This window comes from Psychrobacter sp. TB67 (assembly GCF_000511065.1).
Taxonomy (GTDB): domain Bacteria; phylum Pseudomonadota; class Gammaproteobacteria; order Pseudomonadales; family Moraxellaceae; genus Psychrobacter; species Psychrobacter okhotskensis.
This window is the reverse complement of sequence record NZ_AYYA01000057.1, coordinates 57,641-72,973: the sequence shown is the minus strand read 5'-3', so window position 1 is coordinate 72,973 and position 15,333 is coordinate 57,641. Positions and strand designations below refer to the sequence as shown.

The 15,333-nt window shown below is 44.8% G+C and carries 15 protein-coding genes and 2 tRNA genes; 7 read left to right on the top strand and 10 right to left on the bottom strand.

Going from position 1 to position 15,333, the window contains the following annotated elements:
- Window positions 1–8: 8 nt before the first annotated feature.
- From W293_RS0111575 to recN, 6 genes are all read right to left on the bottom strand, one after another.
- On the bottom strand, window positions 9–1,229 hold the full coding sequence (locus W293_RS0111575) for a methyltransferase (RefSeq protein WP_025652601.1): 1,221 nt from the start codon (window positions 1,227–1,229) through the stop codon (window positions 9–11).
- 111 nt (window positions 1,230–1,340) lie between these two features.
- Window positions 1,341–1,667, bottom strand: a complete 327-nt coding sequence (tusA, locus tag W293_RS0111570; RefSeq protein ID WP_025652600.1) for a sulfurtransferase TusA — start codon at window positions 1,665–1,667, stop codon at window positions 1,341–1,343.
- 82 nt (window positions 1,668–1,749) lie between these two features.
- A complete protein-coding gene (locus W293_RS0111565) occupies window positions 1,750–2,226 on the bottom strand; it encodes a hypothetical protein (protein WP_025652599.1) in 477 nt (158 codons plus the stop codon).
- Between the two features lie 78 nt (window positions 2,227–2,304).
- Window positions 2,305–2,835 (bottom strand): Holliday junction resolvase RuvX, encoded by a 531-nt coding sequence (ruvX, locus tag W293_RS0111560; protein ID WP_374189988.1) that lies wholly within the window; start codon window positions 2,833–2,835, stop codon window positions 2,305–2,307.
- Between the two features lie 40 nt (window positions 2,836–2,875).
- A complete protein-coding gene (locus tag W293_RS0111555) occupies window positions 2,876–3,439 on the bottom strand; it encodes a YqgE/AlgH family protein (RefSeq protein ID WP_025652597.1) in 564 nt (187 codons plus the stop codon).
- 275 nt (window positions 3,440–3,714) lie between these two features.
- On the bottom strand, window positions 3,715–5,403 hold the full coding sequence (gene recN / locus W293_RS0111550) for a DNA repair protein RecN (protein ID WP_025652596.1): 1,689 nt from the start codon (window positions 5,401–5,403) through the stop codon (window positions 3,715–3,717).
- A 629-nt stretch (window positions 5,404–6,032) separates the two neighbouring features.
- Here recN and W293_RS0111545 point away from each other — a divergent pair.
- Both W293_RS0111545 and rlmB read left to right on the top strand, forming a co-directional pair.
- Window positions 6,033–6,368, top strand: coding sequence for a pyrimidine/purine nucleoside phosphorylase (locus W293_RS0111545; protein ID WP_010197725.1), 336 nt, complete (start codon window positions 6,033–6,035; stop codon window positions 6,366–6,368).
- 200 nt (window positions 6,369–6,568) lie between these two features.
- Window positions 6,569–7,339, top strand: a complete 771-nt coding sequence (gene rlmB, locus W293_RS0111540; RefSeq protein ID WP_025652595.1) for a 23S rRNA (guanosine(2251)-2'-O)-methyltransferase RlmB — start codon at window positions 6,569–6,571, stop codon at window positions 7,337–7,339.
- On the opposite strand, the gene coaE is transcribed toward rlmB, so the two are convergent.
- From coaE to pilB, 4 genes are all read right to left on the bottom strand, one after another.
- Entirely contained in the window at window positions 7,302–7,994 is a 693-nt protein-coding gene (coaE, locus tag W293_RS0111535) for a dephospho-CoA kinase (protein ID WP_025652594.1), read from the bottom strand. The two genes, rlmB and coaE, sit on opposite strands and share 38 nt — an antisense overlap.
- A 60-nt stretch (window positions 7,995–8,054) precedes the next feature.
- Window positions 8,055–8,954: a prepilin peptidase gene (locus W293_RS0111530; protein WP_025652593.1), complete on the bottom strand. Its 900-nt coding sequence runs from the start codon at window positions 8,952–8,954 to the stop codon at window positions 8,055–8,057.
- Window positions 8,955–8,979: 25 nt separating this feature from the next.
- Complete coding sequence (locus W293_RS0111525; RefSeq protein ID WP_025652592.1) at window positions 8,980–10,203, bottom strand: type II secretion system F family protein; 1,224 nt, start codon at window positions 10,201–10,203, stop codon at window positions 8,980–8,982.
- Window positions 10,204–10,453: 250 nt separating this feature from the next.
- The gene (pilB, locus tag W293_RS0111520) at window positions 10,454–12,163 is read right to left on the bottom strand and encodes a type IV-A pilus assembly ATPase PilB (protein ID WP_025652591.1); all 1,710 of its coding nucleotides are present in this window, start codon (window positions 12,161–12,163) and stop codon (window positions 10,454–10,456) included.
- Window positions 12,164–12,510: 347 nt separating this feature from the next.
- On the opposite strand from pilB, the gene tpiA reads away from it, so the two are divergent.
- The 5 genes from tpiA to rimP all read left to right on the top strand — a co-directional run bounded on the left by tpiA (window position 12,511) and on the right by rimP (window position 15,304).
- Complete coding sequence (gene tpiA, locus W293_RS0111515) at window positions 12,511–13,311, top strand: triose-phosphate isomerase (protein WP_025652590.1); 801 nt, start codon at window positions 12,511–12,513, stop codon at window positions 13,309–13,311.
- A 223-nt stretch (window positions 13,312–13,534) separates the two neighbouring features.
- Window positions 13,535–13,843, top strand: coding sequence for a preprotein translocase subunit SecG (secG, locus tag W293_RS0111510; protein ID WP_025652589.1), 309 nt, complete (start codon window positions 13,535–13,537; stop codon window positions 13,841–13,843).
- Between the two features lie 215 nt (window positions 13,844–14,058).
- Window positions 14,059–14,143 (top strand) — tRNA-Leu (locus W293_RS0111505).
- A gap of 124 nt (window positions 14,144–14,267) precedes the next feature.
- Window positions 14,268–14,344: transfer RNA gene (locus W293_RS0111500), tRNA-Met, on the top strand.
- Window positions 14,345–14,803: 459 nt separating this feature from the next.
- Window positions 14,804–15,304, top strand: a complete 501-nt coding sequence (rimP, locus tag W293_RS0111495; RefSeq protein ID WP_025652588.1) for a ribosome maturation factor RimP — start codon at window positions 14,804–14,806, stop codon at window positions 15,302–15,304.
- Window positions 15,305–15,333 lie beyond the last annotated feature (29 nt).

Here is a 15,333-nt window from a genome sequence, read left to right as displayed (position 1 = left end):
ATTAAAGATTAGGCAGGTACTAAACACCATAATGAGGTAATTTCCGCACTACGCGCCGCATAGAGAGGATCAGTATCATCTTGGCTGCGACCATGCTTAGGTTTTGTATCGAGGCGGTATTTTACTTTTAAATCGCTATCTGCAAACCAACCTAATAATTCCTCACGAGTACGCAGCTGCAAATGCTCAGCCAAATCTGACAGAATTAACCAGACTTCTCCTTGCTCAGCTAAATGAGTTTTCGCGCTCTGCAAAAACCCACGCAGCATGGTGCTATTGGCATCATAAACAGCGTACTCTAAAGGCGAGCTAGGCTTGGCAGGTAACCAAGGCGGATTACAGACAATTAAATTAGCGAGTGGCGCATCAGTCGGATACAAATCAGCTTGCTGCAACTGTACGTTAGTGAGTTTTAATCGCGTAAAATTTTCGCTAGCGCAGGCTAAAGCCCGTGGATTTAAATCGGTGGCAATCACCTGATTTACACCGCGCTGCGCTAAGATAATGGCAAGCAAGCCTGTGCCTGTGCCGATGTCATAAGCGATCTCATGAATGGTCGGCAGCGTCGCATCGAGCAGTAGCTGCACATACTCATGGCGGGTTGGTGCAAAAACGCCATAATGCGGGTAAATCGATAGACCTAAGCTTTCAACTGGCACGCCTTTTTCGCGCCACTGCGCTGCACCTAACGCCCCTTGCAAGTCACGAAATGAAAGTACACATGATTCATCAGCCGCGTTGTCTAACTGGCCAAAAGCTGCTGTACAGGCCGCGCTGACATCAGGGGCGCGACGCAGATGGCTGACATAATTGGCATCAAGCTCTAGTAGCAAACGACTTAATATACGCGCACGCTGTGCTTGCATTTGCCGTTGTTGATGAAACAAGTTAGGTAGTTCTTTAGAGTTGACCGAATCAGACTCTGCGTTAGACTTAGCAGATTTATTAGCCGCTTTCTTTATTTTGCGCTGCTCAGAGCGCTCATTGGTACGCTCGATACGTCGGTTGAGCGCTTGTAGCAATTGCTTGGCATTATGAAAGTCACCGCGCCACAGCAGTGACGTGCCTTCGCAAGCCAAGCGGTACGCCTCATCAGCGGTTGTTTTGTCATCGACCAATACAATACGCGCAGGCGCTGCATGATTGCTCTCCGATAACCAGCGGGCACGACGTAAGGTTTCATTGCCATTTTCGTGCCACTGTACGTACTGCTGTTGGGTTGCTAACACGTTATCTACCTTTAATTTGTGAATGATATGTTTTGTACAAAGCAAAGATATCTTTGTGTTTTTGATGCTCTTAAATTATTAGTGCAAGGTCAACCGCATGCGTTCAAGCTTTCAAGCGCTCTTTTTCTTCACCAAATAACGATAAAGCGTGGCGCTGATAGGCGCGTTGTCATCGCTCACAATAGTGATTTCATCGGGATCGACATTTAAAGGTACATTTTCAGCAAGGGTTTCTTGCTGGACAAGCTCATGCCCTAAATGACGGCAAAAATTAGGAATATCGCGAGTGGTGGCTGGATCAGTGGCGAGGATCTCAATCACCTCGCCCGCATCAGCCTTACGGATGGTTCGATGCAGCATCATCACTGGCTCAGGGCAAATAAGCCCTTGGGTATCTAGATAATGTTGAATCGTGCTATCAGATATTGAAGTAGTCATAGTCGTCGTTTTAAATTAATAAAGTATGGTTAAAAAAGTTCTTTGCTAGCTATTGCTTAGCGTTATTTTCTGTTCAGCTGTTTTACACTTCTTCGGCGATTTCGGCTTCCTCAGCGTCTAAAAAGTTAAAAAAACGCTTAAAGCTCACCTTAAACAAAAATGCCACGCCAAGCCAGCAGGACAGCCCTAACCAAGCGGTATCGGCAAATAATAGCCCGCCAAGTAATATCACCGTGGATACGCCAATACTCATGGCAATCATCGACGGTTGGTTTAAGCGATAACGATAAATAACCAACGCATCGTAAATGGTAATGGGAATGGTCAACGCCACTAAAACGTAGGGCAAGTTATAGAAGAGTTGATAAAGCAGCTGATTGTCATGAAAGGCTTTGATACTGGCAATGGTACCAAAGACCATAAAGGCGAAGATAGCGGCATAAATAAGATAAATCGCTATTTGATTCGCTCGCTGAGCGCCTTTGATACGAGCAATCGCAAGCGGCGCAAAGCCATGTTGCGATTTGTTTTGCAGAGACTGGTCTGAGACAGTGGTCATAATAATCAGGCATTTATCCGTGTAGAGTGACGATATGTCAAAAATTAGCGCTATTGTAACAGCAAGCTAGTCGCTAATTTAGTCTGCTTTGATGGCATCGATGGCGATACTGCTACTGGGATCAGCAAAATAAGTCGACATCAGGATACAAGCAGAGATGTCATCGATGGGGTCGCGCTCATGCTTAATCCAGCCATTATCCCACGCGATCTCACGCGCCGCCACTGAAGTTAGGCGTTCATCGCAGAGGCTTACTACAACTGGCAGGTGCTGTTCCATGACTCGATGCGCTAGGCGACGGGCAAATTTGTGCGCGCGCTTCGACAGCATTGAGCTGCTACCATCCATATTAAGCGGCAACCCCACCACCACTTTTGTCACGCCCCATACCTTGATAATACCCAGTAGATTATCCCAATCAGGCTGGCCATTATTCATCGCTAAGATATCAAAAGCACGCGCGGTTTCGGTGATAGTGTTACCTAGCGCCATGCCCATTTTTTTGACGCCATAATCAAGCGCCAAAATAAGATGCGGCTTAATAACTGGTTCCACCATAGTCGTATCGGCAGTTTCGATTTCAGTGCTAGTTTCAGACTCTACCATCATTATGCATACTTCCTATTTTCATACTTATTGAGCTTCTGACTCAAGCGTGACCAATATCGCTACTTAAATAGTCAAAATTAACCCCAATCTTATCGGCAGCGATTTGCCAGCGTTCTTCAAATGGCGTATTAAACAATAAATTCAGATCAGCAGGACAGACGAGCCAGTCGCCACTAGCAAGCTCTTGATCGAGCTGTTTTTTGCCCCAGCTGGCATGACCTAAGCACAGCTGATAATGACCAACGCCTTGACCGGCGGCGATACGCTTCAGGATATCTTGACTGGTAGTGATACAGACGTTTTCTGAGATGGCAAAAGACGATGCCCATTCTGGTTGACCTGTATGCAGGACAAAGCCGACCTCGGGATACATTGGACCACCTTCTAATGCCACATCTTCCATCACTTGCGGATCGGTTACCTCAATGTCTAAATCCTCTAGCAGTTTGCCCACGCGCGACTGCTCTAATGGACGATTGACCATCAGACCGAGGGCGCCATGTTTGTCATGACGACAGATATAAATCAGCGCCTGCTCAAACCGTGGGTCTGAAAGCTCGGGTGCCGCGATTAAGAAATGATGGGTCAAATTGGCTTTAGACATAGCAACAAACGCAACCTAATAATAAAGGTGAAATAATAGAGAAGACACACCACTATATGGTGATAATGAGGGGGAAATCAACCGAGGCCAACAATCGCCATACGTTAGCCAGCAGTTATCTTTTTATAAATGATGGATACTTATAATCAAAATATCCTAAAAACGCTATGGTATTGCTGATATCAATTTTTTGCAGCCTCTGTCTGCGTAGGCACAGCAAGCAAGCAAGCAAGAAAAATTGATATCAGCAGTGCGCGATGTATCGATATGACTTTTCACTGACTATATTTTACATCAGACAATAGACTACGGGCATGATCACGGGTGACGTCAGTGATGGTCACACCGCCCGACATACGAGCCAACTCATCGACTTGCGCGCTGTCAGTCAATATTAACAGCTCACTTTCAGTCTGTTCGTCATGGTGTTTTTGTACCAAGATATGCTGATGCGCTTGCGCTGCGACTTGCGCCTGATGGGTAATGGCAAGTAGTTGCTGCGTCTGCCCAAGCTCGCGTAAGAGCTCACCGACCACTTGTGCGGTGCCGCCACTGATACCGACATCGACTTCATCAAATACTAGCATTGGCTTGGCGGCATTATTATCGGCATTGGTCGCTTGCAATACTTGCATGACCAGCGCCATCCGCGACAGCTCACCGCCTGAGGCAATCTTATGTAGCGGCTGCATCGGCATACCAACGTTGGCGCTAAATAATAAATCAATATCATAGCAACCTTGCGCACTATATTGGCTTGGATCTGCTTTCTTAGTAAAGACAAACTCGCAGCGGGCGTTGGGCAGGGCAAGCGGTTTTAATTGCTTAATCAGCTGCTTACTGACAGTTGGCGCCGCTTTTGTTCTTTCTTTATTTAGTTGGGTTGCTAGCGTCAGATACTCTTGCCATGCCTGTTCAATTTGCGCTGCCATGGCATCACTGCTTGGCTCGTTTTCAAGCTGCTCTAATTGCGCTTCCCAGCCTTTGGCCTCGTTAATCAAGTCGCTTGCTGGCAAGCTATGCTTACGTGACAAGCGGTGACCTAAGCTGATTAAATTGTCTAATGCTTGCAAGCGCTCTGGGTCAGGCAGTTGCTGCTCGGCATAATCTGAGAGTAGAGCGGTCACCTCAGTGATTTGCTGCTGTGCTAAATGTAGCTGCTCGGAAGCTTGCTCAAAGGTTTGACTAACCCCCAGCTGATGATCACAGAGCTTGATGGCCTGTCCTAATAAGGTCATGACGTCAGGCTCATCGGTATCATTGTCGAGTAGATGAAGACCGTGACTGGCCTCTTGCATTAACGCTTCGATATTAGACAGCTCTTCGTGCTCCGCTTCGACTTCCGCATAATCAACCGCCAGTAATGGGGCAATATCAGCCAGCTGACTTTGCAATAGTTGGATTCTATCTTGACGCTGAGCTTCGCGGCTGGCAATGTCATCCGCACGGCGTTTAAGCTGCTGATAAGCTTGATAGCTGCTAGCCGTTTGTGCCGCTAGTGGCGTGATTTGTGCCATCTCATCGAGCCATTGCACCACAAACTGCGGCTTAAGCAACGCTTGCTGAGCATGTTGGCTATGGATATTAACCAGTAATGCACCCAAACTTTTAAGCTCTGCCAAGCTCACTGGCGTGCCATTGAGCCATGCTTTGGAGCGCCCTGTGTTGCTCAATTGACGACGAATCAATACTTCCGGCTCTTCTAGCGCTCGCTCATTTTTGGCAAACCATTCAGCAACAACATTGTTATTTTCCACATCGAACTGCGCATAAATATCCGCATTTGCAGCGCCATGTCTGACCATCGCACTGTCTGCACGCTCGCCTGCACATAAGGATAGCGCATCTAGTAATAGCGACTTACCAGCCCCTGTCTCACCAGTAATGACATTAAAGCCTTCAGCCACACTCAGCTCATGCTGAGCAATCAATGCAAACTGATGTAAAGTTAATGATACAAGCATCAACGCCTCTCATGACAGACAATCAACCTCACATAAAAGCATGGGAGGTCATATCTAAAATAGGGTAAATAAAGAAGTAAAATGGTAGGGGTAATAGTACTAAATAGACAATAGCCATTGGTAAATAGTATGGTGTCAAACGCTATTAAATACAAATTTTAAAGTCGTCAAATACTGCGAACTAACTAGGAAAGACTATCATAAAAATTCAATAAGCCTATGATAAAAAAGCAGTTAACCGTCTTAATAATCGCCTTAATAGCTATCATAAGCGTGATAATGAGCGACTGTCATAATAAGTTGTTATCATTAAACAGCAATCGTCATAATGGGGCGCAACGTATATACACTATAGGCATCAGTCGATGGCTGCAAAGCGAATGGTTAAGAATTATTCAGCCTAAAAACGCAACAAAATTTTCATTGGTCCTGTAACAAACTTTATAGATATAATGTGGTAGCATAATCTCACATAATGATAAACTCTTACCACTAGATTTTTAGCCATTGTGCGACATAGCGTGTTTTTACTATAGTGCAAAATGCGTAGTACAACCTAGGTAGAGTAAGCAGTTCAATACGTTACTTATTTTTTAGTTTGGCAATAATTATTTGATAAGGAAGCCACTATGACAGCGGCGCAATTTACCAGTGTGACAGTCAATGCCCAAGCCACGATATCTTATGATGGTCGTTGCTCAAGCCATACCATTATGTTCGAGGATGGTCGGCACAAAACATTAGGTGTGATTTTACCTTGCGACAATTTGGTCGAGCATTATCACTTCAGTACCAATACCTCCGAGCGTATCGAAATTATCAGCGGCGAGTGTGAAGTCAAAATAAATGGTGATGAAGAGTTCAGCTACTATCGCGCGGGACAATCATTCGTCGTTGAAGGCAACAGTGGCTTTAACTTACGCACAGAGGAAATCGTGCAGTATATCTGTCATTTAGAAGGTTGATACTATTACCAGTTAAAGGTTCCAAAAGACAGTTTATAGCGGCTTAGCCCTCAAAAAGAAATAAATCTTGCGATAAGGTTTATTTCTTTTTTTTGGTGACATTATTTTGTTTAAGCCCTTGATTAATTGCTACAATTATTGTCATATCTCCCTTTTCTATCGCAGTGTGCGATAGCCACCTTATAACCGGCAGTCCTATTATGGCAAAACCCATTTATTTCTATGGCATTCATGCTATTGATGCGTTACTCGAACATCGTCCTCTTGATGGCCTTAGCTTGTTTGTACAGCAAGGGCGCGAGAGCGACAGTCATGTCAAAGCGATTATGGCGCAGGCAGCAGATAATGGCATCAGCATTCAACCGACGCAAAAAGACAAGCTCACGCAACTGTGTGGTAGCCCGCAGCATCAAGGTGTGGTGCTGAATGCACGACCGTTAGGTTTCGCTGATGAAGGCTTGCTTGATATTATCATCGGCCGTGAACAGTGTCTGCTATTGGTTTTGGATCAAATCACCGATGCGCATAACTTTGGTGCGTGCTTGCGTACCGCCGTTGCCATGGGTGTTGATGCGGTGGTTTGTCCAAAACATCATGCGGCGAGCCTCACGCCTACGGTTGCGAAAGTGTCGGTAGGGGCGGCAGAGATGATGCCTATTGTTAGCGTTACCAATTTGGCACGCACGCTGACGCAAATCAAAAATGCCGGCGTCTTTGTATTCGGTACAGCACTCAATGCAGAGGCGAAGCCGATACATGAGGCAGACTTGACAGGTAAAACAGCTATTATTATGGGGTCAGAAGGAGAGGGCATGCGCCGCCTGACGACGGAGAGCTGTGATGAGCTGGTTTATATTCCGATGTCAGGCAATGAGCATGGCAACTTACAAAGCTTAAATGTAAGCGTTGCCACGGGCATGGCGCTATATGAAGTTAATCGGCAGCGTACTTTAGCTGCTGGGCAAGCGTAAGATAGCTCTGATGTAGTGGCTCTAATTTTAGGTAGAGATCAGCCAAATTACCATCATTAAGTACGACATCATCAGCGTGCTGATTCCGCTCTTCGCGGCTTAGCTGATTGACCATGATGGCTTTAATCTTTTGTACGCTTTGTTCATCTCGCTGGCTGGCACGGGTCAGCTGGGTGTCCACCGCCGCATCCATGACCAAAATACGCTGGCATAAATTGGCCAGCCCTGCTTCCGCCGCTTCGATGAGTAGTGGCGCTGACAACACCACATAAGGTGAGGTGCTTTCGGCCAGCTGTAGTTTTGCCGCCTCACGTATCGCTGGATGGGTAATCGCTTCTAGCTCAATCAGTGCTTCTGGATAAGTAAAAACATGCGTTCTTACCGCTGCCCGATCCATATCTCCTTTTTCATTCACTACCCAATCACCAAACTTCTTCTGGATTTTGCGTAGCGTTGCGCTGCCTTTGGCAACGACTTGATGGGCAATGACATCGGCATCAATAATATCAATGCCTTGCTCAGCGAACCAATCACTGGCGGCAGATTTACCACTACCGATGCCCCCGGTTAGACCTACTACTAGCGTCTTGCTTTTCTTTTGCAGGCTTTGTGGTTGATGAGAATAAGGCGAAGCTGTTGTGGCATATTTTGACATAATAATGACTTATCTAACGGATAGAATGGCAGTAATAAACTGAGAAAATAGTTTGTGACCCTAAGTATACATGCCCAAGTACCAACTGACGATATCTGAGCCATATAATAAAGCAACAATACCAGCCACTGCGATATAAGGACCAAAGGCAAAAGGCTTACTCTCACCTTGTTTTTTCATCAAAATCAGGCCAACGATTGAGCCGAGTAGGGAAGACAATAAAATAATTAATGGTAACATCATGGGCCCAAGCCAAGCACCCAGTACTGCTAGGAGCTTAAAGTCACCTTGTCCCATGCCATGTTTTTTGGTGATAAGGAAGAATACTTTGACCACTATCCATAATGATAAAAACCCAAACAACAAGCCCCAAATAGACTGAGTTGGTGAGACGAACCAGCTTTGTGAATTGACGGCCAATCCTAAACCCGCTAACGGAAAGGTTAGGCGATCTGGCAGTAGCTGGGTATCAAAATCGATACCCGTTAATGCCACTAGCGTCCATACTAAAACTAAGGCGGACAACCCAGCGGCACTGACCCCAAACTGATAGATGACCAGTATGGATAACAAGGCAGTGACGAGCTCAACCAAAGGATAACGCAGACCGATAGCAGCATTACAGTTTGAGCAGCGCCCACGTAACAGCAGCCAGCTTATTAAGGGTACGTTCTCATACCACTTTATTTTGTGCGCGCAGTGAGGGCAGCGCGACGCTGGTCGACTCAACGTAATAGGGGTATCCGCTGCGACGATATCGGTCAGTGGTATGGTATGCTCTTGCGGCATGTCTGCTTGCTGCGCCATAAATTGACTACATTCTTGACGCCAGCTATAGACCATCATCAGCGGCATACGGTGAATCACCACATTTAAAAAACTGCCCACACAAAGGCCCAACAGACCAAATACGACTAACGCTACCGTCATATTACTTTGTAATAATTCTATAAATTGCATTAAATCGCTGTCCTTTCCGTCATCTTTAACCTACCACTGAGCCCATTTGGAAGATTGGCAAATACATCGCAATCACCAAGCCACCGACCAAAACCCCCAACACAGCCATAATCATAGGCTCCATCAGACTGGTCAAGCCGTCGACCGCATTGTCGACTTCGTTTTCGTAATAGACCGCTACTTTATCTAGCATTTCTTCTAAGCTACCAGACTCTTCACCGATACCAACCATTTGAATGGCCATACTTGGAAATAGATTGGTAGAGCGTATCGAAAACTGCAATTGTTGACCAGTAGATACGTCATTTTTGATTTGCTGCGTCGCATTATAAAACACGACGTTATTAGTGGCGCCAGCAGTCGAATCTAGGGCGTCGATAAGGGGTACACCAGCGGCAAAGGTGGTAGATAAGGTACGAGCGAAACGCGCGATAATGGCTTGATAAGCAATATTGCCAAATATTGGTATTTTTAATACGGCACGGTCTAAAAAGTCTCGGAATTTCTTAGAGCGTTTTTTGGCTTCTGAAAAACCAATAATCGCCCCACCAATGAGAATAATCAAAATAAACCACCACGCCTGCATCCATTCAGACATGCCAACGACCATTTGGGTAAAGGCAGGGAGCTCTGCGCCAAAAGATTCAAATAAGTCTGAGAATACAGGGACTACTTTGATAAGCAGAATCATGGTAACGATAACAGCGACGACAATAACCGCGATAGGATATTTTACCGCTTTTTTAATTTTGGCTTTTAATAATTCGCTTTTTTCTTTATAAGTGGCAACCCGCTCCAGCATGGTCTCAAGCGCACCTGATTGCTCGCCAGAGTCGACGAGCGAGCAAAACAGATCATCAAAATAGCGTGGGTGTTTACGCAAGGCTGAGGCAAAAGTCCCACCGGCTTCGATATCGGCTTTTATTTGCAAAACCAGTTCTTTCATACTGGGATTATCCAATGAGTCCGCGACAATCTCAAAGGACTGGGTCAATGGCACGCCCGCTTTCATCATGGTTGCCAATTGACGGGCAAAGATGGCAATATCAATAGGTTTGATGGGTTTTTTGAAGGTGTAGAGGGGCTTGGGCTTTTTCTTGATACCTTTGACGGTGATGCCTTGTTTGCGCAGAGTAGCTTTTGCCAGCTCTAGGCTACGACTGGTGGTTTCGCCCTTTACTTTTTGTCCGCGTCGATTTACCCCGTCATAGACAAAGTCTAACAGCATGTCGGTCTTCGCTTTTGCCATGTTACTACCCTCAAGATTTGTCTAATATAGATATTGCAAAGAAATACAACGATGCCTAACTTATTACACAAAGATGGCATACTTTATTTTAACGTAAAAAACCAGTATAACTCTGTTTTATTTTTAAGTACATCTGAGTAAGTATTATTGCTGGTTTATAAAAATAACGCCATTCGAAGTCAAGACTATTTAAAAGCAATGCTATCAATGCCTAGAGAGTAGAAATAATAAGGCGATTTAGCGTTCATCATTATTCAGAGGTAACGCGCATCATTTCTTGAATACTGGTCACGCCTTGTAAAACTTTTAACACCCCAGAGCGGCGCAAGTCTCGAAAGCCATTTTTGAGAGCCGCATCTTTGATATCAATTGCGTTGCCATCTTCCATGATAATCCGAGAAATATCAGGGCTGACTTTCATCACCTCGTAGATACCTACACGGCCTTTATAACCTTCGCGGCATTCGTTACAGCCTACGGGTTCATAGATGACATTGTCTGGGTTGTCTAAATCGGTGTCAGTAAAGCCAAGCTCAAGCAAGCTTTGCCGTGGCACGTTGATGGGTTTTTTACAGTTTTTACATAAGCGCCGTGCTAGGCGCTGGGCGATAACCAAGTTCACTGACGTGGCAATGTTAAAGGAAGCCACACCCATGTTGCGTAGGCGGGTCAAGGTCTCTGGTGCTGAGTTGGTATGCAGGGTCGAAAGCACCATATGGCCGGTTTGCGCAGCCTTAATGGCAATCTCTGCCGTTTCAAGGTCACGAATCTCACCCACCATTACGATGTCAGGATCTTGACGTAAGAATGACTTTAGCGCATTGGCGAAAGTCAGCCCCACTTTAGCATTCACGTTGACCTGATTAATGCCTTCGAGGTTAATCTCGACCGGATCTTCGGCAGTGGAGATGTTCGTTGCGCCTGTGTTCAAAATGTTAATGCCGGTATAGAGTGACACCGTTTTACCAGAACCAGTCGGACCAGTAATCAGTAGCATACCTTGCGGTTTATGCAACGCTTCCAAAAACATGTCTTGTTGGTCAGGCTCATAACCAAGAGCCTCGATACCGAGCATGGCGGATGACGGGTCCAAAATACGCAATACAAGCTTTTCACCAAACAAGGTCGGTAATGAGTTGACCCGGAAATCGATGGCTTTATTTTTAGATATTTTGAGCTTAATGCGCCCATCTTGTGGTATGCGGCGTTCTGAGATGTCCATCTGTGACATCACCTTTAGCCGCGCTGCAATTTTGCTAGCGAGCTGTACTGGCGGGTTGGCCATTTTTTGCATGACACCGTCGACACGGAAGCGAACACGAAAGCTTTTTTCATACGGTTCAAAATGCAAATCTGAGGCGCCCATACGAATGGCGTCGACCAGCATTTTATTGACAAACTTTACGACAGGCGCTTCATCGATATTATCGCTAAGCTTGGTTTCACCTTCCTCTTCTTCACCGTCTTCAAAGCCAATATTTAAGTCACTGTCAGAAAAACTATCAAAACTTTGCATGGTATCGGCATACAGACTCTCGATACGTCTTTTTAGCTTATCTTCTTCGACGACGACGGTTTCAATAGAGAGGCGAGAGTTAAAGGCAATCGCATCAATGGCGTCTATACGTGTTGGATCGCTTAAAGCAACAAATAAGCGCTGCCCACGCTTAAAGAGGGGAAGGGCGTGAAACTTGCGTACAATTTTTTCATCGACCAAATCTTTTGGAATGACATCTGCACTGATTGCGTCAAGATCAAAGAGCGGATCGCCAAAAGCCTGTGACAGCATTTGTGCCAGTTGATAAGCATTGGCTAATTTATTGTCTACCAAATAAGGTACGAGCCCGATTTGCTGTTGCTGCGATTCTGTCTGCGCAGTTTTCATATGCGCTTCGCTTACGATACCTTCGCTAATCAGCTGCTGGGCTAAACCACCGTATTTATTGGCTGTGATAGACATAATGACCTCTCTTTGATATCGAATGTTTTGCTAAAACCCGCTTGCTAAGTATTTGAGTATTTGAGTATTTAAGTATTTAAGTATTGATGGTTTTCATGAGTAGCTCTTAATCATTAATTATCATCAATGTTGGTTAAAGTCGTTTGAGATAAGTAGTTTTAAGCGGCTGTTATTTTTTAGTATTCATAGTAGTGACTGTATTTTTTTAAGCTTTATATAAGGTATGCCACTATATATAAGCCATTTTGCTTCAGCTCGCACTATACTATAGCACTTGTGAAATATTTGTTATACTGGCGCGCATATGAGCCGAATTGGCAGGAATACATGAGACAAGGTAGATGAGTATGCAAGCTTGGGTAATTGGCAATTGGAAGCAAAATCCAGCAACGAGCCACGACGTCAATGCGCTACTAGATGACTTATTAACTGCCGTTGATACCGAAGAACAAGTAATCAAAAATAGCTGTAGGTTAATGGTGGCACCCAGTTGCATTCACTTAGCTGCTGTCAGCGCCCGTTTAAAAGATACCTCAGTGCTGTGTGCAGCGCAAGATATTAGTGCGCATAGTGCGAACACTGGTGCGTATACGGGGGATTGTTCCGCGCAGCAAGTGGTTGATGCTGGCGCAACTTGGACGATACTTGGTCACTCTGAACGCCGTCAATACCATCAAGAGTCTCATGAGTGCTTGCTGCAAAAGCTGACTCATGCGCTGACGCAAAATTTGGGCGTGGTATTTTGTATTGGTGAGACCCAAGCACAATATGATGATAAGCAGACGCTGCCAGTCATTGATACGCAGTTGTCAGTTATCAAAGACTTGCTAGCGCAACAGCCCGAGCTTACTGCCTCATTGTCTGAGCGCTTAATCATTGCCTACGAGCCAGTATGGGCGATTGGGACGGGTAAAGTGCCAACCGTGGCAGAGGTGAGCGCCACGCATCAACATATTAAGCAGACGGTTGCAGGCTTCGCTGATTCATTGGACACGATGACCGTACTATATGGTGGTAGTGTTAATGTCGATAACGCCGATAGTTTTGCGGCAGACCCTATGATAGATGGCGCATTAGTCGGCGGCGCGTCATTAAAAGCAGAAAGTTTTTTAGCGATTGCCGAGGCCTTTAGCCGTGCTATGGCTTAATAAAATTAAATAAAACATCCATTTAACAAATATTGAATGGCCACCTTATTCAAAAAATGTCTTTATCAGTTGGCAAAAGTGGGTTTAACAGTGCCCTTGCAATCGTGTACAATGCGCCTTATTTATATAATCGATTTGGCGTCATTACACGCTAAGCGCTATTATTAACCCCTACGATTTATTTTTCGTTATCAGTCGTCATTACGCGGCAAAAGAGGCCACCATGTTTACGTTTATATTAGCCCTGCACATTATCGTGGCAATTGCCATGATTGGCTTGATTTTGATACAGCATGGCAAAGGGGCAGACGCTGGGGCTTCTTTTGGCGCTGGTTCCTCAGGTACCGTATTTGGCGCTGCTGGGACCGCAAACTTTTTGACGCGTGCGACGGCAGTGTTAACCGTGATATTTTTTATCACCAGTATGACGCTGGCTGTACATGCGCGTAAGCAGGCAGAAGATCAGTTTCGTTTAGATGCGCCCGTGTCAGCACCACAAACGCCGCGCCCGTTAACGCAAAATCCTCAGTAGTTATTTTTTTAAAACGCTATCTCTAGAAACGGTATCTTTAATAACTGTTTTTTAGTATTCATTTTTAATCATTGTCTTTTAATGAAGGCAGTGCTTGCTATTTTAAGGCGTTAGATTTACAATGCTTTTTCTGTTTTTACAGTCTGATTCTATCGATGCCTACCTTAAGCATCTATTACGATAGATTAGACAGCAAAAGTAAAGCAGTGAAAAATGCGATTGTGGTGGAATTGGTAGACACGCCATCTTGAGGGGGTGGTGGCGCAAGCTGTGGGGGTTCAAGTCCCCCCAATCGCACCAAGTTTTATGGACGCTGCATAGCGTCAGGTTGGATTTTTTGGTAGCAAACGTTTGATTTAGACTTTATTTAAAATAAACGTTGACACTTCTACAAAACCTCCCTATAATATGCGTTCTAGATTGATGCGGGGTGGAGCAGTCTGGTAGCTCGTCGGGCTCATAACCCGAAGGTCGTTGGTTCAAATCCAGCCCCCGCTACCACTTTTTATACTGATGTTTTGTACACTAAATTTGTCAGTAACGATTAGCCCACCATTATGCTTGTGGGTTTTTTTGTATCTACTGCTCGGTGTTATCGCGGTATCTATCCTACTTATGCTAAGCTCTAAGCCTATAGAATACGATACTATTCGTTACTGGGCGTCACTTGCTGCTACCAGCGCGATGATTCGTAAGCACACTATCTTTTATTCCTCACTCTTTTATCGATAGTACTGCTTTATGAATAATAAAAGCATTGTTTGGCTGAGCTTGATGTTTTCTATGCTCATCCTTATATAAACGCACAACGCATCTTAATAGATGTTTGTGGTTTAACATAATGACCGTGACTTATATTCATTAATAATAAATCAATATTCGTTAATAATAAATCAAAGTTGATACAGTTACGGTTTACTCAATAAGATAGATAAGTGAATAGGAAAATATAAATAGATTATGAAGCTTTCGACCAAAGTTACAGAACTGACCAAGATTATTGCCCCCGCCGTTGCTGCTTGTGATGTGGCATTATGGGGCATTGAATTTGCACCGCAAGGCAATCGCTCTTTATTACGTATTTATATTGAAGCTTTGCCAGAAGAGCAAGCCCAAGATAAGCAAGTAACCATTGAGAACTGTGCGGCAGTGAATCACCAAGTAAGCGGTATTCTTGAAGTGCATGACCCTATTGCTGGTGAGTACATTTTAGAAGTGTCATCACCTGGCTTTGACCGTGCGTTCTTCTCAGATGAGCAGATGCATGGCTATGTGGGTCAAACAGTGAGCTTGCGTTTGATACAAGCCATTGGTGAAGGCGATCAAAAACGCCGCAAAGCAACAGGTACTTTAGACAGTATCGATGAGACGTCTCTAAAGCTGACATCTGCTGATGGTGAGCAGTTCGAAATTGCTCTGAGTAATATTGATAAAGCCCACTTGATTTATGAAGATGTCTAATTGCAATATTCAATGGTAATGTAGTATTA